The following is a 22428-nucleotide window of genomic DNA, read 5'->3' as shown; positions in this document are numbered from 1 at the left end:
TGCATAGTAAAGCGCTAGAGCTTGAGTCGCCCTTCTGTTAGCGTGCCTGATAACGATATGTAAATCAGGGGAGTTACCATGCAACACCACCTTTTTCGATGGGCACTGGCGATCGTCGCTTTAGTTGCCTTGCCGCTCCAGGCAGCAGACTACGATCTGGATTACTACCTGCCTGCAGGTACCGAGCTTGACCCAAGCGTGCCAACGCCGGCTGAAGTATTGCATTATGAAGTCGGTGAATGGCATGTTCGCCATGACCAACTGGTGCGTTACATGGAAGTACTCAGCGACCATTCCGACCGCTTTCAGATGGAGATTATTGGTTACAGCCACGAACGACGTCCGCTGATCCTGGTAACAGTCACCTCAGCAGAGAATAAAGATCGGGTCGAGGAAATGCGTCAACAGCACCTTGCCCTGACGGATCCTGAGGCCGACGCCGATGTCAGCGAAGCCCCCTTAGTCGTTTACCTTGGTTTTAGTGTTCATGGCGACGAGTCGTCTGGCGCCAATGCGTCACTGCTGACAGCCTATTATCTGGCGGCGGCGCAGGGAGAGGAAGTCGAGCAGTGGCTGGACAATACCGTGATTCTGCTTGAACCTGCCCTTAACCCGGATGGCCTGGGACGCTTTGCACAGTGGGCCAATCAGTTTAAGAGCCAGAACCTGGTTAGTGACTCACAAAATATCGAACAGCAACAACTATGGTTACGTGGGCGCCAGAACCATTACTGGTTTGACTTAAACCGCGACTGGTTGCTGCTACAACACCCTGAGTCCCGTGCTCGCATCAGTGCGTACCAGCGCTGGATGCCCAATGTACTGACTGACCACCACGAAATGGGCACCAACTCGACATATTTCTTCCAGCCCGGCATCCCATCGCGCAAGAACCCAATGACGCCTGACGGCAATGTCGAGCTAACCGCGTTACTAGCCGAGTACCACGCGGATAGTCTGGACGATGTGCATAGCCTGTATTACACCGAAGAATCTTTTGATGACTTCTATTACGGCAAAGGCTCGAGCTACCCGGACATTCAGGGAACTATCGGGATTTTGTTCGAACAGGCATCATCGCGGGGCCATTTACAGGAATCAGTCAACGGCGAGCTATCCTTTCCGTTTACTATCCGCAATCAGTTCCTGACCTCCTTGTCGACCATTCGCGGATCGGTTGAAAACCGGGATCGTCTGAATAGCTATATGCAGAGCTTTTACCGTGACAGCATTGAACTGGCCGGTGACGCTGACTTTGACGGTTACATGCTGCGTGGTGATGACGCCGATCCGGCGCGGATGGACGAACTCCTTAACATTCTGCGCCAGCATCAAATCGAAGCCTTCGCGGTCAGTGAAGACTTTTCTGCCGACGGCGAAGACTATAAAGCGGGCCGCGATTTTTACATTCCAGCCAGTCAGCGCCAGTTCCGTTTACTCGAAGGCGCTTTTAGCACCCGCCAGGACTTTCCTGACAACACCTTTTACGACGTATCTGCATGGACCTTACCGAGCGCTTTTAACATTGAGTTCGCCCAGGTAGACAGTACTCGCAGTTTCCGCGTCAGCGAGGAAGCATTCGACGGCGAACGCAACTGGCAAGCGAATCGGTTAACCGAAACCAACGTTGGTTATGCATTCAGTTGGGAGCACTATTTTGCCCCTCGTCTGCTCAGCAATTTGCTGCAAGAGGATGTCCATGTTCGTCTGGCGCATCAGCCAATGACCATCGAAACGGCCAACGGCGAGCAACACTTTCCCGCTGGTACGGCCCTGGTCACTCGCGCTTACCAGACGAAAGAATGGGACCAGGTTACTAATTTAGTTGCCGGGTATGCCAACGACAATCAGGTTCCAGTCCATACCATCGCTCGTGGTCTTACCCCAAGCGAAGGCATGGACATTGGTAGCCGCAGTATCGACCCGGTTGAAATGCCAGAGGTACTTCTGGTCGTCGGCGACGGTGTTCCGGTACAGGAAGCTGGGGAAACCTGGTACTACCTGGATCGTCATCTCAATCTGCCAGTCAGCAAAATCGAAACGCAGCGCCTGGAGCAGGTAAACATTGACCGCTACAGCCATATTATTATGGTCAACGGCCGTTACAACTTTAATGATCAACTGACTAACCGTATCCGTAACTGGGTTACTCACGGCGGTACCCTAATCGGTCAAAAAGGCGGCGCGCGCTGGATGGCTGAGAAAGAGATCCTTGGGGTGAGCTTTGTCGAGCAGGCAGAGTTTGACGAGCAATTCAAAAAACATGGTTTGAGTTACGGCGAGCGTGACCAGTTTTACGCTCAGCAACGTGTAGCCGGTGCCATTTTTGAAACCGAGCTTGATCTTAGTCACCCGCTTGCAGTGGGTTACACCCGCCAGTACCTGCCGGTCTTTAAAGACAGCACAATGGCGATGATGGCCGACACTTCTCCTTTTGTTGATGTCGCACGTTACCGTGAAGAACCTGTTCTTGCTGGTTACGTATCCAGTCAGAACCGCGATGTACTGCGGGACCGCACCAGTGTTGCTGCACATCGTTTTGGTAGCGGACGAGTCGTAGGTTTTGCCGACAACGTGAACTTCCGCGGCTTTTTCTGGGGCACTTCGAAACTGTTAGCAAATGCTATTTTCTGGTCTCAGTATGCACACGGCACGACGTCGGACGATGACGAAGCGGCTGATGCCGAAATGGAGCATGCGCACGCGCACTAACCCTCACCATGGTATTCAGCGGGTGTGTACGCCAGTGCCCACCCGCTGACCTGTTCTACCCCACTCTCCAGTAACACTCTGGCCGCCGCCGTCAGGGTTGCACCTGTCGTAATAACATCATCCACAATTGCCACATGGCGACACCCACAGGCTCGTCCACAGTGGGCAAATGCCTGATCGGCGTTCGCTTGCCGTGCGGCCCAGTCCAACTGATGTTGCTGATGTTCGCCACCAACCCGGATCAGTCTATCAAGCACCGGCAGTCCCAAGACCTTTGCAGTCGCTGTAGCCAGCTCCCAGGCCTGGTTAAAACCGCGCTGTCGCCACCGACTCCATGACATAGGTACCGCACATACCGCATCCGGTAAGGGGGTACATGACTGCTTATGGTAGGCAATAATTTGAGCCGCCAGCAAGACCGCAAAATGACTCGCAAGCGCCGGCGTTGAATGGTACTTAAAGCGATATAGCCAGCGGTCTGTCGGCGGCTGAAACGACAACGGGGCAACCCAGGTATGGCAATAATCAGGGCGTGTCAGTGGCCGTAGATTGTGCGGTGGCAATCGCGGTAAATCGTTGAAGCAGGTCGAACACAGACCGCAGTGATCAACGCAGCTCTGGTCACACAACCAACACTGCCCTACAATATCCAAAGAAAAGAAAGACATAGCTCAACATCAGTGGATAATCATGGGTTTAGTATGAACCTTTACCCTATAAACAGGAGTCAGCCATGGCGCAAAGTTTGGTTCTGCTTCACGGCTGGGGGTTGAACGCCGCAGTCTGGGAATCGATAAAACCTCAGCTTGAGCAAGCCATTCCAGGCTCAATCGACGTTCATGCCCTTGATTTGCCTGGCTTTGGTGACGCGCAGTGGAAAGACGACTTGACTGAAGCCAGCGCCGTTGCGGACTATCTGGCTGATTATATTCAAACCCATACTCCGACCGGACAGGCGGCGGTACTTGGTTGGTCTATGGGTGGCTTGCTCGCCACTACACTGGCGTTGCGTCATCCACATTGCGTCACCGGGCTGTATACAGTCGCCAGCTCCCCTTGCTTCGTCAGTCGACCTGACGACGGATGGCCCGGCATGGACCCCACCGTATTAAAGGCGTTTCAGGCTCAGCTAAGGGATGACTTTAAGACCACGCTGAAACGCTTCTTAGCGGTGCAGGCAATGGGGGCTCCCTCCGCCCGAAATGATATCAAGCAGTTGCAGGCACTGCTGCTAAAAAAACCGTTGCCGGTCCCCGAAGCACTGCAAGCGGGTTTAAACTGGCTGGAAAAAGTTGACCTGCGCGACCAGTTGTCGCAACTGAGTATGCCCTTCTACCGCGCCTATGGTCGGCTCGACAGCCTGGTACCAGTGGCGGTTGCAAATCAGATTACATCAGGTGACTGTGAAATTTTTGCCAGCAGTGCACATGCTCCCTTTCTCAATCAGCCTGAGGATTTTATTGACTGGATTAAGGCGACAATGTAAGACAATGTAAAACGTCAGCAAAGAGCCACCACAGGCGGCAAAAAGCGACTAAAGTAAGCTCAGGTATTTGTATCTGTTTTGCAGTAAGTTACTCTACATTTATGTAGCATAAATATGTTTGTTTTCTATACTTAGCAGCGTTTGACTACTTACCATCAAGGACTCGATAACTATGATTCGCTCCCCTTTTCGATCGGCACTTTTACTTCTCATAAGCATCACTCTGGCTGCCTGTGCCACTTCAACCAATGAACGGGTGAATCCGACCCCGTCATCGCCGCAGGTTAGTCCAAGTCTGCAGCAGGATGAACCTTATGAAGGGCTGAAACGACGCGTCGCCATTGCCCGCTTTAGTGATGAAACTCGTCGCGGCAGTAGCTTTTTTGTGGATGACAATTTTGACCGTCTGGGCAAACAGGCAAGTGATATTCTTGCCTCCAGACTAACCGACAGCGGTCGTTTCATTATGTTAGAGCGAACTGACCTGAACCAGGTTATCGCAGAACAAAACTACGCCAACCTTGAACCGAGTCGGGTCGGCGCGGATTACCTTATTGTCGGTTCAGTCTCCGAATTTGGTCATTCTAATGTTAGTGAAACCGGCATTTTCACCCGTAACCGTATCCAGCAAGCGCGGGCCACAGTAAACGTGCGCTTGGTTGACACCAGCAACGGACAAATCGTCTTTTCGGAAGAGGCCAGTGGCGAAGCCCGGGCCGAGGCAAGCACTACCTTTGGCGTAGGTGAGCGCGCGGCATTCAACACCGCGCTGGCAGATCAAGCGGTCTCAGCCGCGATATCACAGCTGGTCAGCAACCTGATGGAGAATCTTTTGGATAAGCCCTGGCAGGCCTATTTAATAGGTCGTCAGGACGGCCATTTATTAATGACCGGTGGCTCGCAGCAGGGTCTTAGCCGGGGTGAGCAACTGGTCCTTTATCGTCGTGGTGAGCAGGTTAAGAACCCACAAACAGGGCTCAACATCGAACTTCCTCCGACTCGACTCGGTCAAATTGAGGTCATCGACTTTATTGGTCGTGGTGACAATGAGTTATCGCTGGTACGCAGCGATACCGAGTTGAGCGACGACTTCGATAACCTGGTCATACGCGCCGAGTAGATAACCGATATTCTGTCTTTAAGGAATTGACTATGCCCCGTTTTATAACCATTATCAGTGTCGCGTTCGCCCTACTGGTGCTCAATGCCTGCACCAGCAGTTATGAACGGGTCACACAGCCAGCCAGCGAGCAGGCCTTTTTACATCTTACCGGTAACTTCATGGGAACTGTTCTGATCATCAACAGCCAGGACCCAATCACGCTGCGTGAAGGCAAGACCCGGACCTTTCAACTTGAAGGTCAGCGCTTTGCCGCCTTTGAAGTTTCACCGGGGCCTTTGCATGTGCAGATATACCGCAACGACAGAGTTTTGATAAACCGCGAGCTGTACGTTTCCAATGGAAACGCTGTCGCCATTCGTGTGCCCTGACCTAAACTCATATGACTAAATTACGCTTACGCCACGGGCTCATAATCAGTCTCTGTCTGCTCCTCTCAGCCTGCGCCAGCCAACCACGGCAAGGGATGTACTGGGGTAGCTATGAATCGAGCTATTATGAGCTTGAGAATACGCCTGGCGACCAGGCCCGCCAACGCCACATCGATACCCTGCGTAATATCGTTGCGGTCAGCGACAGTCGTGGCTGGCCACCGCCTCCCGGTACCTTACTTGAGCTTGCTAACTACGAACGCCAGTTAGGCAATCAGCAGACCTACGCGTACTACGTTAATCGTGAGCGTCAGCTTTATCCTGAGTCGAACCTGTTCATTCGGCGCTGGTTTGCCGATGTCGTGCCACCTGTGGTTGTACCTGAGCCTGTGGTGACCGACGAAAACGACAAACCAGCAGGCCCAGCCACGGACCAGAATGCCACTGAGGAGCAAGCCAATGACCCATCTTAAAACAGTGGTTCTCGCCCTTGTCGTGGCGCTGACCCTGAGTGCATGTGCCAGTTCAGCTCCGCCCGATGAATACGCGTATTTCAATTCACCCAATATGCGCAGCGTACTCGTCCTGCCGCCAGCCAATCGGACGACCGCAGCTCAGGCGCCGGATCTTTTCTATACCAGCCTTGCGGTGCCTTTAACCCGGGCCGGGTTTTACGTATTCCCCAGTCAACTGACCCAACAGCTGTTACGTGATCAGGGGATTATAGACGGCGCTCAGCTTGAGAGCGTCGACCCACGCCGTTTCTATGAATTGTTTGGTGCCGACATGGTATTGCAAACCACGCTGGTTGCATGGGATACCAGTTACTTGGTGATCGGTGGGTCGGTTACCGTCGCTGCTCAGTATCAACTGGTCTCGACCCATACCGGCGAGGTTGTCTGGCAGGCTAATGAGCGACAATCGGTAAATACCGGAGGAGACAGCAGCAGTCTGCTGGGAGCCTTACTGGAAACCGCGTTAAACACGGCGCAGCAAGACTATATTCCGCTGGCACGAGAAATGAACCGACGGGCATTTTCAAGTTTGCCGCATGGCCCCTACCACCCCCGTTTCATCTCAGCCGCAGAACGAGCGGAGATCCTTCGATCAGCGCAGGACGACGCTCGCTAGCGCTGACAACGACGACAATAGACAGAAGCACGCTGCCCTAGCTGAATTGTTTCCAGCACCGTCTGACAGCTTACACAGGGCTCTCCGGCGCGGCCATACACCAGCAGCTCCTGCTTAAAGTACCCAGGCTTGCCGTCCGCCTGGGTAAAGTCTTTTAAGCTGGTGCCGCCTTGTTCAATCGCTTTAGTTAATACTGCTTTAATTGCACTGCTCAGCACCTGATACCGTGCCAGCGAAATACGCCCGGCCGCACGTCGCGGGTCAATACCCGCCGCAAACAGCGCTTCGGTTGCATAGATATTGCCAACCCCTACGACCACTGCATTATCCATAATAAAGGTTTTTACTGCGCTGCGTCGCGAGCGCGACAAGGTATAAAGACGCTGTCCGCTGAACTCATCGGTCAACGGTTCCGGGCCAAGGCGACTAAGCACAGACAATTCGCTGCCGTGCTCCTGCCACAGTACAGCACCAAAACGTCGCGGGTCATTCAGGCGCAGTACCTGGCCTGAAGCGAATTCAATTTCAAAATGGTCGTGTTTACTGCGTGGTAACGCTGCATCAACAATGCGTAACGCACCGGACATACCCAAATGAATGATTAGAATGCCGGGTGCTGTGTGCAATAACAAGTACTTGGCACGGCGTTCAACGCTAGTGATCGCCTGCCCGCTTATCAGCTGCACACTAGCCGGTATTGGCCAGCGCAGCTGAGGCTGATGGACTCGTACCTGAACCACAGGGTTGCCGACAATATGCGGTTCAATTCCGCGTCGGCTGGTTTCTACTTCGGGTAATTCTGGCATATCGTTGCTGCCTATCGCGGCGGTCGTAAGCTGGTGGCTTGCTCATGGGTGGCCAAAAACACGGTATCGTAACCAGGCAACGCTACCAGAACTTGGTTCGGCTGAAAGAACACCGCAATTTTAAGTACGCCGTTCTGATCCGCCACACTGACTTCGACCGCATATTCTTCGCCTTCCAGAAGGCCGTCGTAAGGTTTCAGGGTAAGACTTTGCCAGGCATCCAGCCAGTTGCTTTGCTCTGCACTGGTCAACTGCCCGCCGCGCAATTCCCATTGGTTGCCCACGCGAACAAGATCATGTTGCTGGTCACGTAACTCAACAATGTTAAAGACCGCAAATGGGCGGAAAGACTCGTCAGATGCATTTCGGCTGCTATCATGACCAAGGAAGTAGAAAATAAACATAAAAGCTAACACAACGTAAATGATCACGTTGTTCCAGCCCCGCTTTGAAAGCGTGATCCCGAAAATACTACGTTGGTCAGACTGTGTTTTTTTCATATTATGCCTGTTCACTTGTTCGCCAGAACACTATATATTGTGCGCCGTTTGACTAAAGGAAACACCACACTTGGATATTTCTGGTATTGCCGACGAGCTCGCCGAGCACGGTTATTTCATTGTGCCACAATTTTTTAGCCAACAGAAAGCTCTGCAGTTCTATCGTTATGCTCAATCACTGGATGACAGCCAGTGGCAGCTAGCTGCGATTGGCCGTCAGCAACAGCAAACCATTAATACCAATGTCCGCAGCGATACCATCCATTGGCTGGACAAACAGCATGGTGTTGAATCCGATTACCTGACGCACATGGACCAGCTGCGGCAGGGACTCAATCGGGAGTTGTTCATGGGCCTGTTCGATTACGAAGCTCATCTGGCCCGTTACCGTCCGGGCGCTTTCTATAAAAAACACCTGGACGCGTTTAAAGGTCGCAGCAACCGCATCCTCACCACTGTGCTGTATCTCAATCCACAATGGAGCAAAGCCGATGGCGGCGAGCTTGTGCTGTATGGTGAGCGCGGTGAGGTACTGACAGAGGTGCTGCCGACTTTAGGTACCATGGTGATTTTTCTCAGCGATCGGTTCGTCCATGAAGTGAAAACCGGACTAAAAGAACGCTTCAGCATCACCGGCTGGTTTCGTCTTAACAGTTCAATTAGCGGTATTATCGATCCACCCCGCTAAACCAGGCTAGCGTTTTTTACGCCAGCGCAGATACAGCACTAATCCCCAAACCAAATAGTACCAGAGCACACTCAGCGCTAGTAACACCAGCGCAGCAAGAGATATCGAGGCGTTCAGCCGCAGTCCCGCCGTGTCCAATACCAGAATCAGTAGATTGAGCAGCATCGAGGCAATCAGAAACGTCGCCAGCAACGGCCAGCGCAAAGTGGCACCGGTAGCAGGCCCGGAGGCAAGCAGTACCAGCAAGACATGGTAGCCGTGCTGATAGAAGCCTTGCCCGCTAATCAAATACCAAAGAAAAGGTGGCACATAGGAAAGCATAACCAAGAGGAAAATTGGCTTAACAAGGCGGCTACTGGAAATTAATCGGAACATGGTTGGCTGGCCAGATTGCAGATACAAAAAACCCGGCCAGGGCCGGGCTTTTAACAAACACTACTTACTTGATTTTCGCTTCTTTGAAAATCACATGCTTGCGAATTTTCGGATCAAACTTTTTGATCTCCATTTTCTCAGGCATGGTGCGTTTGTTTTTATCAGTGGTATAAAAGAAGCCTGTACCAGCTGAAGATACTAAACGGATCTTATCGCGCATCGTAATGAGCTCCCTTTATTTAGACTTTAACGCCATCGGCACGTAAACCTGCCAATACTGCGTCAATGCCGTTCTTATCAATAATACGCATTCCTTTAGTAGAAATACGCAGCTTCACCCAACGTTTCTCGCTCTCAACCCAGAAACGGTGAGTCTGCAGGTTTGGCAGGAAACGACGACGCGTTGCGTTGCGCGCGTGTGAGCGGTTGTTTCCAACCACAGGTCGCTTACCTGTAACTTGGCATACTCGTGACATTTTCATTTACTCCAAAAATTGCTTGCAAGCTCGCCTTTCGCCGCGGTGGCCTTGCCTTAAATTCGAGGGCGCAATTTATACAAAATTTGAGCGGTAAAAGCAAGTAAAACCGCTTAATTTTTTAGTTGCTGCTCAATTAGTGACCATTGCTGATCAAAATGATCGATTGGTTTGCGGGTAAAACCAGAACGCACGAATTGTACGATCTTCCCCTCTACAAAAGCTAGTACCCAATTGGCTAAAATGCCTTCTTCCATGCTCGACGTCAGCCCGTCACGAATCCGTCGCTCGCGAAGCATCTGTTTAAACTGTGCTTCGATCTTATCTGCGATCGCTGCAACACGGTGACGCAGGCGTTCATGCTCCCCGCTTAATGCATCCCCAGTGTAAATGCGCGCCATACCAGGACTTCGCGTGGCGAAATCCAGTAACAGGCGGACACTCAGGCGAACCCGTTCGGTGCTATCCTTTTCATGTTCGAGAATGCGGTTAATACCACCCAGCAAAATATCTTCCAGATAGTCCAGCAACGCCTCGAACATGCGCGCTTTAGACGGAAAATGGCGGTATAGAGCCGCTTCCGATACACCGACCTCTGCGGCCAGACGCGCCGTTGTGATAGGTTTCCCCGGGCTATTTTCAAGCATGGTAGTGAGGCTCTGCAAAATAGCCTCGCGACGATTGGTTTTCGGCTGTGACATGTGTGGGTCCTTCTTTAATCCCTGATATATGCTGCGTTATTTTTATCGTAGTGTGTATCTGTGTAGCTTATTGCGTTCCTGAATGACCGAAGCCGCCTTCCCCACGACTACTGTCAGTAAACTCATCGACTAGATTAAACTCCACCTGCACCACTGGCACTATCACCATTTGTGCAATACGTTCACCGGGTTCAACCCTGTACGCGTTGTCACTGCGGTTCCACAATGACACTTTCAGCTCGCCCTGGTAATCCGAATCAATTAAACCGACCAGGTTTCCAAGTACGATACCATGTTTATGGCCAAGCCCGGAGCGCGGCAAAATGGTTGCAGCAAGGCCTGGATCAGCAATATGCATCGCCAGCCCGGTGCCGATTAAAACGGTTTCTCCCGGCTCTATGTGGAGCGGCGCGTCCAGACAGGCGCGTAAATCTAAACCCGCTGAACCCGGTGTTGCGTATTCAGGTAACGCGATCTCCTGACCCATTTTCGGATCCAGTACTTTTATATCCACTTTCTTGCCTGGGTTGTTATTCATCATTCAGTGTTCTCGTTGCTGTAGTTGTTGACTCAGATGTTGGACAATTTTTTCTGCCAGCTCTCGTTTGCTGGCACTACCAAGCGACTCATGCGCAATATCCGTGGGGCCATTGCGCCAAAACAGCTCGATGCTATTGGCATCACTATTGAATCCGTTGCCTGCCACACTCACATCATTGGCCGCAATCATATCCAGACCTTTGCGTTCGAGCTTGCCTATCGCATAATCTGCTACATCCTGTGTTTCGGCCGCAAACCCCATAGTATAAGGGCGTGACTGCGAAATAGTCGCGACACTAGCCAGAATATCCGGATTTTTAATCAGCCGCAGCTCAAGCTGGTCGTCTTCTGTGCCTTTCTTCTTCATCTTGTGTTCAGCAACCTCGGCGGCACGGTAGTCGGCTACTGCGGCACAGCCTATAAAGACGTCCTGCTCTGCTATTCTGGCATCGACTGCTGCTTGCATCTGCAACGCAGACTCAACGTCAATCCGGGTCACACCCGAGGGGGTAGGCAAAGTGACCGGCCCGGCAATCAAAGTAACCTCGGCGCCTGCCGCTCGCGCTGCTTCGGCCAGCGCAAAGCCCATCTTACCGGAACTATGATTGCTGATATAACGCACCGGATCGAGTGCTTCACGGGTTGGGCCCGCCGTGATCATCACTCGGGTGCCGGCCAATAACATGCTCCTGCCTTCGAGCTGTTGAATAACCCGGTTGATAAGCTCAGCGGGTTCCAGCATGCGTCCCGAGCCGACATCTCCACAAGCTTGCGAGCCCTCGCCCGGCCCCCAGATAAGTTTGCCGTCGGCACGTAACTGAGCCAGATTACGCTGGGTGGCTAGCGCCGCCCACATTTGCTGGTTCATCGCCGGCGCAATTGCAACAGGCGCTGCTGTGGCCAGACACAAGGTGCCAAGCAAGTCATCCGCCTGTCCATGTGCCAGCTTAGCCATCACACTAGCGGTTGCCGGGGCGACCAGAATTAAATCTGCCCACTTGGCTAGTTCAATATGGCCCATGCCTGCTTCTGCAGCCGGGTCGAGTAGGTCATCATGAACCGGCAGACCTGAAACGGCCTGCATGGTCAGCGGCGTGATAAACGACTTAGCCCCTGCGGTCATCACAACTCTTACTTCAATCCCTCGTTCTTTCAAACGGCGTACGATTTCTGGCGTTTTATAGGCGGCGATGCCACCGGTCAGGGCCAGAATGACGCGCTTAGACTGTTGGTTTTCCATCTCTGAAGTCATCTCTGAAGTCGCCGATATGTCGCAAATTTAGCTTAAGATACCACGACCTATAGGCATTTGGCACCTACCTTGGCTAGGCTGTAAGTGCTTACTAGCTCAGGGCTGAGCGGCGGACAATAGTCAGGGAACAAGTTAACAGGGAGTAGTTGCATGGACAACGTAATCAAAAACTGGCCGCTTGAAGAACGGCCGAGGGAAAAGTTTATTCGTCACGGCAGCCAGTCATTAAGTGATGCCGAACTACTGGCACTGCTCTTTGGGACTGGTACAGCTGGAAAGAATGTCATTAACTGGGCGCGCGAGTTACTGCAGCAAAGCGGTGGACTCGCCCCCTTACTGGCCATGGAGGGCAAGCAGCTGTGTGCACTTAATGGTATCGGTCCGGCGCGCAGTATTCAGTTGCAGGCAGTGCTTGAGCTTTCCAAACGCTATCTGGCTGCGGCACTAAGTCGCGGAGAGGGCTTCACACGCCCGTCACTGGTTCGCGACTACCTGGCTACCCAGTTGCGTCACCAGCCGCGTGAAGTCTTTGCTGTGCTGCTACTGGATACTCAGCATAGACTGTTACACTACACGGAACTGTTTATGGGCACTATCAACGCCGCGCCGGTCTATCCGCGGGAAATTGTTAAACTGGTGATGCAGCACAATGCCGCGGCGGTCATCATCGCCCACAATCACCCGTCTGGCGTCGCTGAACCCAGTCTGGCCGATCAGAAAGTTACCGAGCGGATCAAACGCGCTCTGGAAGTGATCGATGTTGGCTTACTGGACCACTTCGTCATCGGCGGTGAAGGCACCGTGTCCTTCGCTGAACGCGGGATGCTCTAAGGCCAGCAGTAAGTAACTACAGCCCTTCCGTGGTGCGCGCTCGAGCCAGCAGGTCCTGAGACGCCTGCATCGGGTCTTTGCCTTCATACAGCACCAGGTAGATTTGTTCGACGATCGGCATTTCTACGTCATAGCGCTTAGCAAGCTCGTAGACTTCCTTGGTATTGCGGTACCCTTCTACTGCCTGGCCAATCTCTTTGACTGCCTGTTCAACAGTTTTTCCTTCGCCCAAGGCCATGCCGAAACGACGGTTCCGCGACTGGTTATCGGTGCAGGTCAGAATCAAATCGCCGAGCCCAGCCATTCCGGTAAAGGTTTCCGGTTTGCCACCCACCGCCAGGCCTAAGCGGGTTAACTCAGCTAGGCCCCTGGTGATCAGGGCGGTCCGGGTATTGGCCCCGAAGCCGATGCCGTCAGCCATACCAGCACCAATGGCGATAATATTTTTCACCGCACCACCTAGCTGCATGCCGGTAAAGTCGTCGTTCTGATAGACCCTGAACGATTTATCGCAGTGCAGAATTTCAGACAGCTCATTGACAAAATTGGGCTGGTTCGACGCCACTGCGATCGCAGTGGGCATGCCACGGGCCATCTCGCCGGCGAACGTAGGTCCCGATAAGACAGCCAGGCCCCGCTTCGGTCCCAACACATCCACGGCAACGTCTGATAGCAGACGCCCAGTGCCAGGTTCAAGCCCTTTGGTTGCCCAGGCAACCCGCGCATTCGGACGCAAGTGAGGCTTGATCTGTTGCAGTACGTCCGCAAAACCATAACTGGGAACCACCACCAAAATGGTATCGGCATCCGCCACCGCTTTGGCCAGGTCCGCTTGCAGGGTAATGGTATCAGGCAACTGAATATCCGGCAGATAGCGGGTGTTTTCACGCTTGCTCCGCATGGTTTCAATGTCGTCCTGATTGCGCCCCCACAGCGTTAGCGGGACCCCTTTTCTCGCAATACAAATAGCAAGGGCGGTGCCATAAGACCCCGCCCCTAATACGGTAATTGCGTTGTTCGCTACCGATGTCGTCACAATATGACTCGCTTACGCGTCCTGCTTTTGCTCAGCGGCTTGCTGTTGCGCTTGCTGCTGTTGCATGTGCTGAGCGAAAACCGCATCAAAGTTGACCGGCGCCAGGTTTAACTGTGGGAAAGTACCACGGGTGACCAGGCTGCTGATGGCTTCACGTGCGTATGGGAATAGGATGTTAGGGCAGAACGCACCCAGAGTATGCGCTTTATTCGGCTCAGGCATTTCTTCAGAAACACTGAAGATACCAGACTGCGCCACTTCGCACAGAAACGCGGTTTCACCTTCTACGGTGTTTTTAGCTGTTAGCGTTAAGGTTACTTCATACACGCCTTCATCAATTTTCTTGTTGCCAACGTTCATATCAACGTTTAGCTCAGGCTTCCATTCTTTACGGAAAACATCAGGAGCATTCGGCGCTTCGAAAGAAACATCTTTCAGAAAGATACGCTGAATTGCGAATTGAGGTTGTTGTTGCTCACCTTGAGCGGCGCCATTTTGCTGTGCTGGTTGCTTTTCATCAGCCATAATAAATTCCTGCCTAAATGTTGTTGAATAAGATTATTTTGATTTCTTACCAGAGGTTTTCGACTTAGAAACCGGGAAACTGGCATTTTTCCATGCAAACATCCCACCTTGCAGCACTGACGCTTGTGAAAATCCTGCTTTCTCAAGGGCAACTGCGCCCTGTTTAGCCGTGTTACCATGGTTGCATACTACAACGATGGGGGCGTCCTTAAATTTTTCAAGGTTTTTTGTTTCACCGGCTTTAAGTTGCTCCAGGCTGATATTACGAGCCCCCTGGATATGCCCCTGGCTGAATTCATCTGCCGAACGAACATCGACAAAGACACCACCCCGGTTTACAGCAATGGTCGCTTCCTGCGGTTTTAACATTTTAGCTGAGGATAAACCGCCCTTAATAAGGCTATTGACCAAGAGGAAAAACGCCACTAACCATGCAGTGGTAAGAATGTAATGCTCGGTCGCAAAATCGATAAATTCATTCATGTTACTGCTGCAACTCCCGTTGAATCTTTTGCTGCCTGAACCGAAAAACGTCGCTGTAGCTCGCCTGACGGCATAAAATCGAGCCCCAAAGTATACCGACTCAAATTTGAGTTACCAGTAAAATCTCCGTCTGGACGGGTGCTTAAATAGCCAGTTTGCAGTAAAATGTTGACACTATTGTAAATCACCTGGATAAAACCGGTTTTCTGCAGACGACTAATCTAATTGAGGCAGTTTATGAATACGTCGCCAGGCGCTCGCAAAAAAACACTCGCTCTTTTAATTCTTGATGGCTGGGGTTTACGTGAAGACGCCCCTGATAATGCGATTGCAGCGGCACACACCCCAGTGCTGGACGAATTATACAAAACCCGCCCGAACACCCAGATTGATGGGTCCGGTATGGCCGTTGGCCTCCCCGACGGACAAATGGGTAACTCCGAAGTAGGTCACGTCAACCTGGGTGCCGGTCGCATTGTTTATCAGGACTTCACCCGCATCAGTAAAGCCATTGACGACGCCACCTTTGAAGACAATCAGGTCCTCAACGACGCTATCCAACAGGCCAGCCTGGCCGGCGGCAAAGTCCATATTATGGGCCTGCTATCTCCCGGTGGTGTGCACAGCCATGAGGAGCATTTGCTGGCGATGGTCAGAATGGCGGCTCACAAAGGTGCTAAAGACGTTATTGTGCACGGCTTCCTCGACGGCCGGGACACCCCTCCACGCTCGGCGAAGCCGAGCCTGCAGCGGTTTCAGCAATGTTTCACTGAACTTGGAAAAGGCCGCTTTGGCAGTCTGATCGGCCGTTATTACGCAATGGACCGTGATAACCGCTGGGACCGGGTTGAACGTGCCTATCGTTTACTTACCGAGTGCCAGGCCGAGGTCTATGACAGTGCCGAGAGCGCATTAGAAGCCGCCTACAACCGCGACGAAAGCGACGAGTTTGTGCAACCAAGCTGGATCGGTGAGCACACCCCAATCAGTGACGGCGACGCAGTGATTTTCATGAATTTCCGTGCCGACCGGGCACGTGAATTGACCCGGGCCTTTGTTGAAACTGACTTCAGCAACTTTCAACGTAACCAGCACCCGGCCCTCGCCAGCTTTGTGATGTTGACCGAGTACGCGGCAGATATTAAAGCGCCGGTTGCCTTCCCGCCCGATGCGCTGAGCAATGTATTAGGCGAGTGGCTGGCCAAACATGACCGCACTCAACTGCGTATTTCCGAGACTGAAAAATATGCCCACGTCACGTTTTTCTTTAGTGGTGGACGCGAACAGGAATTCCCGGGCGAGAAACGCGTACTGATCCCCTCGCCTGATGTAGCGACCTATGATCTTAAGCCCGAAATGAGTTCTACTGAACTGACCGATGCCTTAGTAAAGGCAATCGACAGTGGCGAATACGATGTTATCGTGTGTAATTACCCTAATGGCGACATGGTTGGACATACCGGCAACTTTGACGCTGCAGTAAAGGCCTGTGAAGCCGTCGATGCCTGTATTGGTCGTGTGCTTGAAGCCCTTGAACGTAATCATGGTGAGTGCCTGATTACCGCAGACCACGGCAATGCTGAGCAAATGGCCGATCATCACACCGGGCAGTCGCACACCGCCCACACCAGTTTACCGGTGCCCTTTATCTACGTCGGTCGCGACGCGACCCCGGTAAGTGATGGGCGGCTGTCGGATGTAGCGCCGACCATCTTGCATTTACTTGGGTTAGCACAGCCGGATGAAATGACCGGTAAACCTTTAATGCAGCTAAAACAAGGATAAGTAATTGATGACATGGCGGCCTGGCCTGATTCTTTTCGGAGCATGTTGCTGCCTGATGGCAGCAAGTAGCAATGCACAACCCGATACCGAACAGGAACGCGAGCAAGCTCAACAGCAACTGCGAGCCCTGCAAAACGAAATTGAATCGCGTCGGGAATCAGTCCAGCGTCGTCAACAGCGACTGAGTTCACTGGAGCGCGAACTGCGTGACATCGAGAATCGAGTCGCTGATACCACCCAACAGATCCGCCGCACCGAAGCTGAACTGGACGCGAACCAGTCCCGTATCAGTGACCTGGAACAGGAACAAGGCGTGCTTGAAGCGCAGTTGCAGGAACAGGCAGAAATGCTCGCCGACCAGATTGAAAGTGCCTACCGCAGCGGAGGCAACGACTTCGTCCAAATGCTATTAAACCAGCAGGACCCGGCACGAATTGAACGTCTGCTGACCTATTATCGCTATTTCAATCAGGCCCGAATGGAACAGATCCAGGCACTGCACGCCACCGAACAGGAATTGCGTAGTGTCGAACAGGACTTAACGTCGCAGCGTGACGACCTGAGCCGCACCATAGCCCGTCAGGAACAACAACGGCAACAGTTACGCGAAGAGCAGCAAACACAGCAGCGTAACGCGCAGCAACTGCGCACCGCGCAACAGAATGAAGAACGTGAATTAACCGATATGCTGCAGGACGAACAGGAGCTGACCGAACTTCTTGCGGCATTAGACGATGTCATTAGCCAGCAGGAGATCAAGCTTGCTGGCCTGGCATCGCAACGCGGGCAGTTACGCGCGCCTGTTAACGGTTCGATTCGTCATGCCTTTGGTCAACGCCGCAGCGGCCAGGTGAACTGGAAAGGGCTCATCATCAATACCGATGCAGAAGAGCCGGTGCGGGTTATTGCCGACGGCCGGGTTCTTTTCTCAGACTGGTTAAGAGGCTTTGGGCTGGTCGTTGTGGTCGACCATGGGGAAGGCTATATGAGTCTCTATGGCTACAATCAATCATTAACCCGGGACGTCGGTGAAGCCGTTCGAAGTGGCGAGACCATTGCCTTGACCGGTCAAAGTGGCGGTCAGTCAAGACCGGGGCTTTACTTCGAAATACGCCATGAAGGCAATCCAGTCGACCCGGTGCGCTACATTCGTCGCTAAGGCTCAGGAAGTAGACTCTTCCAGAGTGCTCAGCAGAATCAATGCCTGCTCCCTGTTGTCACCGCAAACATAGGCTTCGGCACTAAATTGTGCACACACGTCAGGCCGACGCGGATCGCCAAAGAGCTTACACAGATTATCGCTGTCGAGCTGGACACAGGGAGTATTGGCGGGTTTGCCATTCGGCATGCCTGGAATAGGCGAAGAGATAGAAGGGGCGATGCAGCAAGCACCACACCCCTTCCGGCATTGCATACTAGAAGGCAATTTAAAGCATAGCGGAACGCAGTTTCTTCATCGCGTTCTGCTCAAGCTGACGGATACGTTCCGCCGAGACCTGATATTCTTCTGCTAAATCCTGTAACGTCACTTTGCTGTCGTCCAGCCAGCGCGCCCGCACAATATGCTGACTGCGCTCGTCAAGCGCACGCAGGGCCTTGCCTAAACGTTTATTGGCATGTGCGTCCCAGTCATCATTTTCTACCTGACTGGCAACATCGGTACTCTTGTCTTCGAGATACTGAGCAGGTGAGAAGTTGCCGCCTTCACGGGCATCATCGTCATCAGAACTTAGTTCGAAGGCTGGGTCATGGGCGCTCATACGCGACTCCATTTCCATCACCTCAGCGCTGGTTACACCCAGTTCGCTGGCGACAGTTTCCACTTCAGCACGGTTAAACCAGCCCAGGCGTTTTTTCGCTTTACGCAGATTAAAGAACAACTTACGTTGCGCTTTGGTGGTCGCTACTTTAACAATACGCCAGTTACGCAAAACGAACTCATGAATTTCAGCTTTGATCCAATGCACTGCAAAAGAGACCAGGCGTACGCCGACCGTTGGGTCAAAGCGTTTAACGGCTTTCATCAGGCCGATGTTACCTTCCTGAATCAGATCCGCCTGCTGCAGGCCGTAGCCTGAATATCCGCGGGCAATGTGAACGACAAAACGCAGATGCGACATGATCAGCTGCTTAGCCGCCGCTAAGTCGCCTTCATTTTGCAAACGTTCTGCCAATGACTTTTCTTCCGCGGCAGTTAGCATCGGAATGCTGTTTACCGAAGAAATATAGGCTTCCAGGCTTCCGCTGCGCGGAACCGAAAGTGCCATTGAGTTAACGTTAGTGCTCATTTACTACCTCGCGTTCATGTTCTTTGGAGAGCTCTCTGCACTTCTTTAACGGAAGTTTAGCGGAAGAAACGTTTACCAGAGTGACTGTCCGCTACAGATCGCACTCGTTCAGAGCCCGAAACGGTGAAAAAGTTCCGTCGGACCCACTATACTAGCAGAGCCAACGACGATCTCAAGCGCTGTAAAATCTTATAGTCTGGTCAGTTTAGCCCAGGGGTATGACAGGCAGATGACGGCTTCGCTTAGCGTGGCTCTATCGCCGCCACATGCCGCCGCACCGCAATCCAGGAGCCCAATAACCCGAGCCCAACGGCCACCGCCCACAGAATTAACAACTCATTGAAACTCAGTCCCTGCAGACGAAACTGGCTGTCGTAGAGTTCTGTCACCCGTAATACCGCGGCGCGTATCCACCAGATCAGTAGAAACGTCGCCAACCAGGCGATCAGGCCACCTATCACGCCATACCAGGCACCCGTATATAAAAATGGTCGCTGGATGTAGCCGTCCGTCGCCCCGACCAGCTTCATGATCATGATTTCGTCACGCCGGTTCAAAATACCCAGACGTATCGTATTACCAACAATCAATACCACGGCAATACAGAGCAAAATTGCCAGTGCGCCTAGCGCATCTTCGATCAGTTGGATCAGTGCCTGCAGGCGTTCGACCCAATCCAGGTCCAGTTTGACTTCACTGACTTCGTTTTCGCTCGCTAGTTTACGCTGCAGTTGCGACGCACGTTCGGACGAACTGTAATCACGAACCGGAGTAATAATAAGGACGTCTGGCAACGGGTTGCTGTCCAGATAATCAATCGCACTACCAAATCCGGAGTACTCCCTGAATTCCCGCAAGGCGTCCTCGCGTGAAATATGGCTGACCTCCGCCACTTCGTCCATCAGGCTAACCCGACGCTGGAACGTTTCGACCTGTTGGCTACTGAGGTCTTTGTCCAGAAAGGCAGTGATCTCCGCCGGATTATCCCACTGCTGACCCACTGCCTGGCTGTTTTTAACCACCACGTATAAGGTGGCTGGCAGCGTCAGGCTAAGTCCGAGCACAGCAATGGTCATCAGCGACGCAAACGGAGTGCGCCATAACTCGCCCAGGCTGCCCACCGCCTGTTGCGCATTGGAGACGAAAAACATAATAAAGCGACGTATCGGACCGATACGAGTGATTTTGGCTCCCTGCTCGCCGCGCTTACTACGAAACAACAGACTCATAACTCGCTCCCTGTCAACGCGCCGCCATGATGATCATGAGCCAGCCCATCGTCAATCATGCGTCCGTCTTTCAGTGTCAGGGTGCGATAGCGCATGCGCGCAATCAGCCCAAGGTCATGGCTCGCAATCAGCACCGACATACCAACACTGTTAAATGACTCAAACAAACGCATGATGTCCATCGACAATTTAGGGTCAAGGTTACCAGTCGGCTCATCGGCGAGTAACAGCGGCGGTTTATTTACAATCGCGCGGGCAATACCAACACGTTGCTGCTCCCCGCCGGATAACATAATCGGGTAGTGCCGTTCTTTACCGCCAAGCCCCACTTTATCGAGGCTTGCGCTGACCCGCTTGGCCGCTTCCTTATGGGTGTACCCTTCAATCAGCAAGGGTAAGGCGACATTGTCATAGACAGTTTTGTCCATCAGCAGCCGGTGGTCCTGAAAAATAACCCCAATATCACGACGCACATACGGGATCTGGCGTCGTTTAATTTTACGCAGGTCGTGGCCATTAATTAAGACTCGCCCAATGCTCGGACGCTCCATCAACGCAATTAAGCGCAGCAACGTACTTTTACCGGCCCCGGAATGACCGGTCAGGAACGCCAGTTCACCTGCTCGTAAATGAAAATTGACCTGATTCAGCGCCTGGAAGCCACCGGGATAGGTTTTACTGACCTGCTCAAATTTAATCATATTGGGTATCGCTTCACTTAAAGTAAGCTTTGGTTATGTAAGCTCTTGTCAGAGCAGGCCGCGCTGGCTAAGCCTGCCGACTTCAATCAGCGCCCTTCACATCGGCAGTTTTCACCTCAGCAAAAAGTGCCTCAATAAATTCATCACCTTTAAACGGACGCAAGTCGTCCAGCTGCTCACCCACACCAATATAACGGATTGGGATCGCAAATTGGTCGGCCAATGCAAAAATAACCCCACCTTTGGCAGTGCCATCCAGCTTGGACATAACCAGACCTGTGACCCCAACCGCCTCATTAAAAAGGCGTGCCTGACTAATCGCATTCTGACCTGTCCCCGCATCCAGGGTCAACATGATCTCATGCGGCGCCTGTGGGTCTACTTTTTTCATCACGCGGACAATTTTTTTCAACTCTTCCATCAGGTTGGCTTTATTCTGTAAACGTCCGGCGGTATCCGCAATCAACACGTCCACATCGCGGGCTCGCGCTGCTTCAACCGCATCATAAATAACCGACGCACTATCGGCCCCGGTATGTTGCGCAATAACGGGAATATCGTTGCGCTCGCCCCAGACCTGCAACTGCTCGACGGCAGCCGCACGGAACGTATCGCCTGCCGCCAGCATGACCGATTTACCTTCGCTCTTGAACTGTTGCGCCAACTTACCAATGGTGGTGGTTTTGCCCACACCGTTGACGCCGACCATCAGAATCACCATAGGGCCATTTTCCGGCTTAATCACCAGTGGTTTACTAACCGGCGCAAGGATTTCTTCAAGGTATTCTTTCAGCCGGTCAAACAAGCGCTCTGCGTCTTTCAGGTCCTTGCGCGAGGCATGGTCGGTCAGCTCATCAATAATCTTTTGGGTGGTTTCCACCCCAACATCGGCCATCAATAGCTGAGTTTCTAAATCTTCAAACAGCTCGTCATCAATCTTTTTACCAACAAATACATTGGCCAGGCCTTCACCGATATTCGACGATGTCTTACGCAGGCCCTCGCGTAAGCGGCTCCACAAGCTCTTTTTATCTTGCTCCGGCTGAGTCGGTGCTGGTTCATTTTTTGTTTGCACCTGTTCAGTCACCGCAGTCTGATCAAGCGACCGCTGGCGCGCGGCAGACTCTGCCATCGCGACAGCGGCATCCTCAGTGGCTTCGCTTGAGCGCACCGGCTCCACTTCTGGTGCAGCGGGCTGCGCGTCGGTCTGTTCCGGTTGATTGTCGTTAACAAGCGTATCGGGCGTTGGTTCAGGCTCTTTCTTACCTTTGAACCATGAGGAGAATAGGGAACGTTTTTCAGCCATAGCGTAGCAAGTATCCAGTTCGTCAAATGCGTAATTTGCGTTCAATTCTAACACGCACGTCTCAAAAGTGGCCACCGAGGTGAGAT

The 22428-nt window shown here is 52.6% G+C and carries 27 protein-coding genes; 10 read left to right on the top strand and 17 right to left on the bottom strand.

What is annotated here, in order from left to right; translation table 11 throughout:
- Positions 1 to 78 precede the first annotated feature (78 nt).
- Positions 79 to 2712 (top strand): M14 family zinc carboxypeptidase, encoded by a 2634-nt coding sequence (locus CWE14_RS05470; RefSeq protein WP_126798475.1) that lies wholly within the window; start codon positions 79 to 81, stop codon positions 2710 to 2712.
- Here CWE14_RS05470 and CWE14_RS05465 read toward each other — a convergent pair.
- Positions 2709 to 3380 carry a ComF family protein gene (locus CWE14_RS05465; protein ID WP_126798474.1) on the bottom strand — a complete coding sequence of 224 codons (672 nt, stop codon included), beginning with the start codon at positions 3378 to 3380 and terminating at the stop codon, positions 2709 to 2711. The genes CWE14_RS05470 and CWE14_RS05465 overlap by 4 nt on opposite strands.
- A 65-nt stretch (positions 3381 to 3445) precedes the next feature.
- Between CWE14_RS05465 and bioH the strand changes: the two genes are divergently transcribed.
- The 5 genes from bioH to CWE14_RS05440 all read left to right on the top strand — a co-directional run bounded on the left by bioH (position 3446) and on the right by CWE14_RS05440 (position 6820).
- Positions 3446 to 4198 (top strand): pimeloyl-ACP methyl ester esterase BioH, encoded by a 753-nt coding sequence (gene bioH / locus CWE14_RS05460; RefSeq protein ID WP_126798473.1) that lies wholly within the window; start codon positions 3446 to 3448, stop codon positions 4196 to 4198.
- A 172-nt stretch (positions 4199 to 4370) separates the two neighbouring features.
- Positions 4371 to 5318 (top strand): CsgG/HfaB family protein, encoded by a 948-nt coding sequence (locus CWE14_RS05455; protein WP_241972332.1) that lies wholly within the window; start codon positions 4371 to 4373, stop codon positions 5316 to 5318.
- 32 nt (positions 5319 to 5350) lie between these two features.
- The gene (locus CWE14_RS05450; RefSeq protein ID WP_126798472.1) at positions 5351 to 5689 is read left to right on the top strand and encodes a hypothetical protein; all 339 of its coding nucleotides are present in this window, start codon (positions 5351 to 5353) and stop codon (positions 5687 to 5689) included.
- 11 nt (positions 5690 to 5700) lie between these two features.
- The gene (locus CWE14_RS05445; RefSeq protein WP_126798471.1) at positions 5701 to 6162 is read left to right on the top strand and encodes a DUF4810 domain-containing protein; all 462 of its coding nucleotides are present in this window, start codon (positions 5701 to 5703) and stop codon (positions 6160 to 6162) included.
- Positions 6149 to 6820, top strand: a complete 672-nt coding sequence (locus tag CWE14_RS05440; protein WP_157981780.1) for a GNA1162 family protein — start codon at positions 6149 to 6151, stop codon at positions 6818 to 6820. The genes CWE14_RS05445 and CWE14_RS05440 overlap by 14 nt, the downstream gene beginning before the upstream one ends.
- Here CWE14_RS05440 and mutM read toward each other — a convergent pair.
- The gene (gene mutM / locus CWE14_RS05435) at positions 6817 to 7626 is read right to left on the bottom strand and encodes a bifunctional DNA-formamidopyrimidine glycosylase/DNA-(apurinic or apyrimidinic site) lyase (RefSeq protein ID WP_126798469.1); all 810 of its coding nucleotides are present in this window, start codon (positions 7624 to 7626) and stop codon (positions 6817 to 6819) included. The genes CWE14_RS05440 and mutM overlap by 4 nt on opposite strands.
- Before the next feature lie 11 nt (positions 7627 to 7637).
- Positions 7638 to 8126, bottom strand: coding sequence for a hypothetical protein (locus tag CWE14_RS05430; protein ID WP_126798468.1), 489 nt, complete (start codon positions 8124 to 8126; stop codon positions 7638 to 7640).
- 70 nt (positions 8127 to 8196) lie between these two features.
- Here CWE14_RS05430 and CWE14_RS05425 point away from each other — a divergent pair, with 70 nt between their 5' ends.
- Positions 8197 to 8814, top strand: a complete 618-nt coding sequence (locus tag CWE14_RS05425; protein WP_126798467.1) for a 2OG-Fe(II) oxygenase — start codon at positions 8197 to 8199, stop codon at positions 8812 to 8814.
- A gap of 6 nt (positions 8815 to 8820) precedes the next feature.
- On the opposite strand, the gene CWE14_RS05420 is transcribed toward CWE14_RS05425, so the two are convergent.
- The 6 genes from CWE14_RS05420 to coaBC all read right to left on the bottom strand — a co-directional run bounded on the left by CWE14_RS05420 (position 8821) and on the right by coaBC (position 12146).
- Positions 8821 to 9189 carry a hypothetical protein gene (locus CWE14_RS05420; RefSeq protein ID WP_126798466.1) on the bottom strand — a complete coding sequence of 123 codons (369 nt, stop codon included), beginning with the start codon at positions 9187 to 9189 and terminating at the stop codon, positions 8821 to 8823.
- A gap of 64 nt (positions 9190 to 9253) precedes the next feature.
- Complete coding sequence (gene rpmG / locus CWE14_RS05415; RefSeq protein ID WP_111568740.1) at positions 9254 to 9409, bottom strand: 50S ribosomal protein L33; 156 nt, start codon at positions 9407 to 9409, stop codon at positions 9254 to 9256.
- A gap of 19 nt (positions 9410 to 9428) precedes the next feature.
- On the bottom strand, positions 9429 to 9665 hold the full coding sequence (gene rpmB, locus CWE14_RS05410; RefSeq protein WP_126788705.1) for a 50S ribosomal protein L28: 237 nt from the start codon (positions 9663 to 9665) through the stop codon (positions 9429 to 9431).
- A 113-nt stretch (positions 9666 to 9778) separates the two neighbouring features.
- Positions 9779 to 10366 (bottom strand): nucleoid occlusion factor SlmA, encoded by a 588-nt coding sequence (gene slmA / locus CWE14_RS05405; RefSeq protein ID WP_126798465.1) that lies wholly within the window; start codon positions 10364 to 10366, stop codon positions 9779 to 9781.
- Positions 10367 to 10433: 67 nt separating this feature from the next.
- Positions 10434 to 10904 carry a dUTP diphosphatase gene (gene dut, locus CWE14_RS05400; RefSeq protein ID WP_126798644.1) on the bottom strand — a complete coding sequence of 157 codons (471 nt, stop codon included), beginning with the start codon at positions 10902 to 10904 and terminating at the stop codon, positions 10434 to 10436.
- Positions 10905 to 10907: 3 nt separating this feature from the next.
- Complete coding sequence (gene coaBC, locus CWE14_RS05395; protein ID WP_126798464.1) at positions 10908 to 12146, bottom strand: bifunctional phosphopantothenoylcysteine decarboxylase/phosphopantothenate--cysteine ligase CoaBC; 1239 nt, start codon at positions 12144 to 12146, stop codon at positions 10908 to 10910.
- A 162-nt stretch (positions 12147 to 12308) separates the two neighbouring features.
- On the opposite strand from coaBC, the gene radC reads away from it, so the two are divergent.
- Entirely contained in the window at positions 12309 to 12989 is a 681-nt protein-coding gene (radC, locus tag CWE14_RS05390) for a RadC family protein (protein WP_126798463.1), read from the top strand.
- A 16-nt stretch (positions 12990 to 13005) separates the two neighbouring features.
- Here the strand turns inward: radC and gpsA are convergent, their stop codons facing one another.
- The 3 genes from gpsA to CWE14_RS05375 are packed head-to-tail and all read right to left on the bottom strand — an operon-like array spanning position 13006 to position 15033.
- The gene (gene gpsA, locus CWE14_RS05385) at positions 13006 to 14025 is read right to left on the bottom strand and encodes an NAD(P)H-dependent glycerol-3-phosphate dehydrogenase (RefSeq protein ID WP_126798462.1); all 1020 of its coding nucleotides are present in this window, start codon (positions 14023 to 14025) and stop codon (positions 13006 to 13008) included.
- Between the two features lie 12 nt (positions 14026 to 14037).
- On the bottom strand, positions 14038 to 14550 hold the full coding sequence (gene secB / locus CWE14_RS05380; protein WP_126798461.1) for a protein-export chaperone SecB: 513 nt from the start codon (positions 14548 to 14550) through the stop codon (positions 14038 to 14040).
- A 33-nt stretch (positions 14551 to 14583) separates the two neighbouring features.
- Positions 14584 to 15033, bottom strand: a complete 450-nt coding sequence (locus CWE14_RS05375; RefSeq protein ID WP_126788711.1) for a rhodanese-like domain-containing protein — start codon at positions 15031 to 15033, stop codon at positions 14584 to 14586.
- A gap of 237 nt (positions 15034 to 15270) precedes the next feature.
- On the opposite strand from CWE14_RS05375, the gene gpmI reads away from it, so the two are divergent.
- Positions 15271 to 16818 (top strand): 2,3-bisphosphoglycerate-independent phosphoglycerate mutase, encoded by a 1548-nt coding sequence (gene gpmI / locus CWE14_RS05370; protein WP_126798460.1) that lies wholly within the window; start codon positions 15271 to 15273, stop codon positions 16816 to 16818.
- Between the two features lie 7 nt (positions 16819 to 16825).
- Positions 16826 to 17977, top strand: a complete 1152-nt coding sequence (locus CWE14_RS05365) for a murein hydrolase activator EnvC family protein (RefSeq protein WP_126798459.1) — start codon at positions 16826 to 16828, stop codon at positions 17975 to 17977.
- 3 nt (positions 17978 to 17980) lie between these two features.
- Here CWE14_RS05365 and CWE14_RS05360 read toward each other — a convergent pair whose 3' ends face one another.
- From CWE14_RS05360 to ftsY, 5 genes are all read right to left on the bottom strand, one after another.
- Positions 17981 to 18232: a YkgJ family cysteine cluster protein gene (locus tag CWE14_RS05360; RefSeq protein WP_126788714.1), complete on the bottom strand. Its 252-nt coding sequence runs from the start codon at positions 18230 to 18232 to the stop codon at positions 17981 to 17983.
- Positions 18233 to 18245: 13 nt separating this feature from the next.
- Complete coding sequence (rpoH, locus tag CWE14_RS05355) at positions 18246 to 19106, bottom strand: RNA polymerase sigma factor RpoH (RefSeq protein ID WP_126798458.1); 861 nt, start codon at positions 19104 to 19106, stop codon at positions 18246 to 18248.
- A gap of 242 nt (positions 19107 to 19348) precedes the next feature.
- Positions 19349 to 20335 carry a permease-like cell division protein FtsX gene (gene ftsX, locus CWE14_RS05350; protein WP_126798457.1) on the bottom strand — a complete coding sequence of 329 codons (987 nt, stop codon included), beginning with the start codon at positions 20333 to 20335 and terminating at the stop codon, positions 19349 to 19351.
- Positions 20332 to 21036 carry a cell division ATP-binding protein FtsE gene (gene ftsE / locus CWE14_RS05345; RefSeq protein ID WP_126798456.1) on the bottom strand — a complete coding sequence of 235 codons (705 nt, stop codon included), beginning with the start codon at positions 21034 to 21036 and terminating at the stop codon, positions 20332 to 20334. Before ftsE ends, ftsX begins: the two co-directional genes overlap by 4 nt.
- A gap of 82 nt (positions 21037 to 21118) precedes the next feature.
- Positions 21119 to 22342, bottom strand: a complete 1224-nt coding sequence (gene ftsY / locus CWE14_RS05340) for a signal recognition particle-docking protein FtsY (protein ID WP_126798455.1) — start codon at positions 22340 to 22342, stop codon at positions 21119 to 21121.
- Between the last annotated feature and the right edge of the window lie 86 nt (positions 22343 to 22428).

This window comes from Aliidiomarina soli (assembly GCF_003986975.1).
Lineage (GTDB): Bacteria > Pseudomonadota > Gammaproteobacteria > Enterobacterales > Alteromonadaceae > Aliidiomarina > Aliidiomarina soli.
The sequence above is the reverse complement of the archived record's forward strand: the minus strand, read 5'-3'. Positions and strand labels throughout refer to the sequence as shown.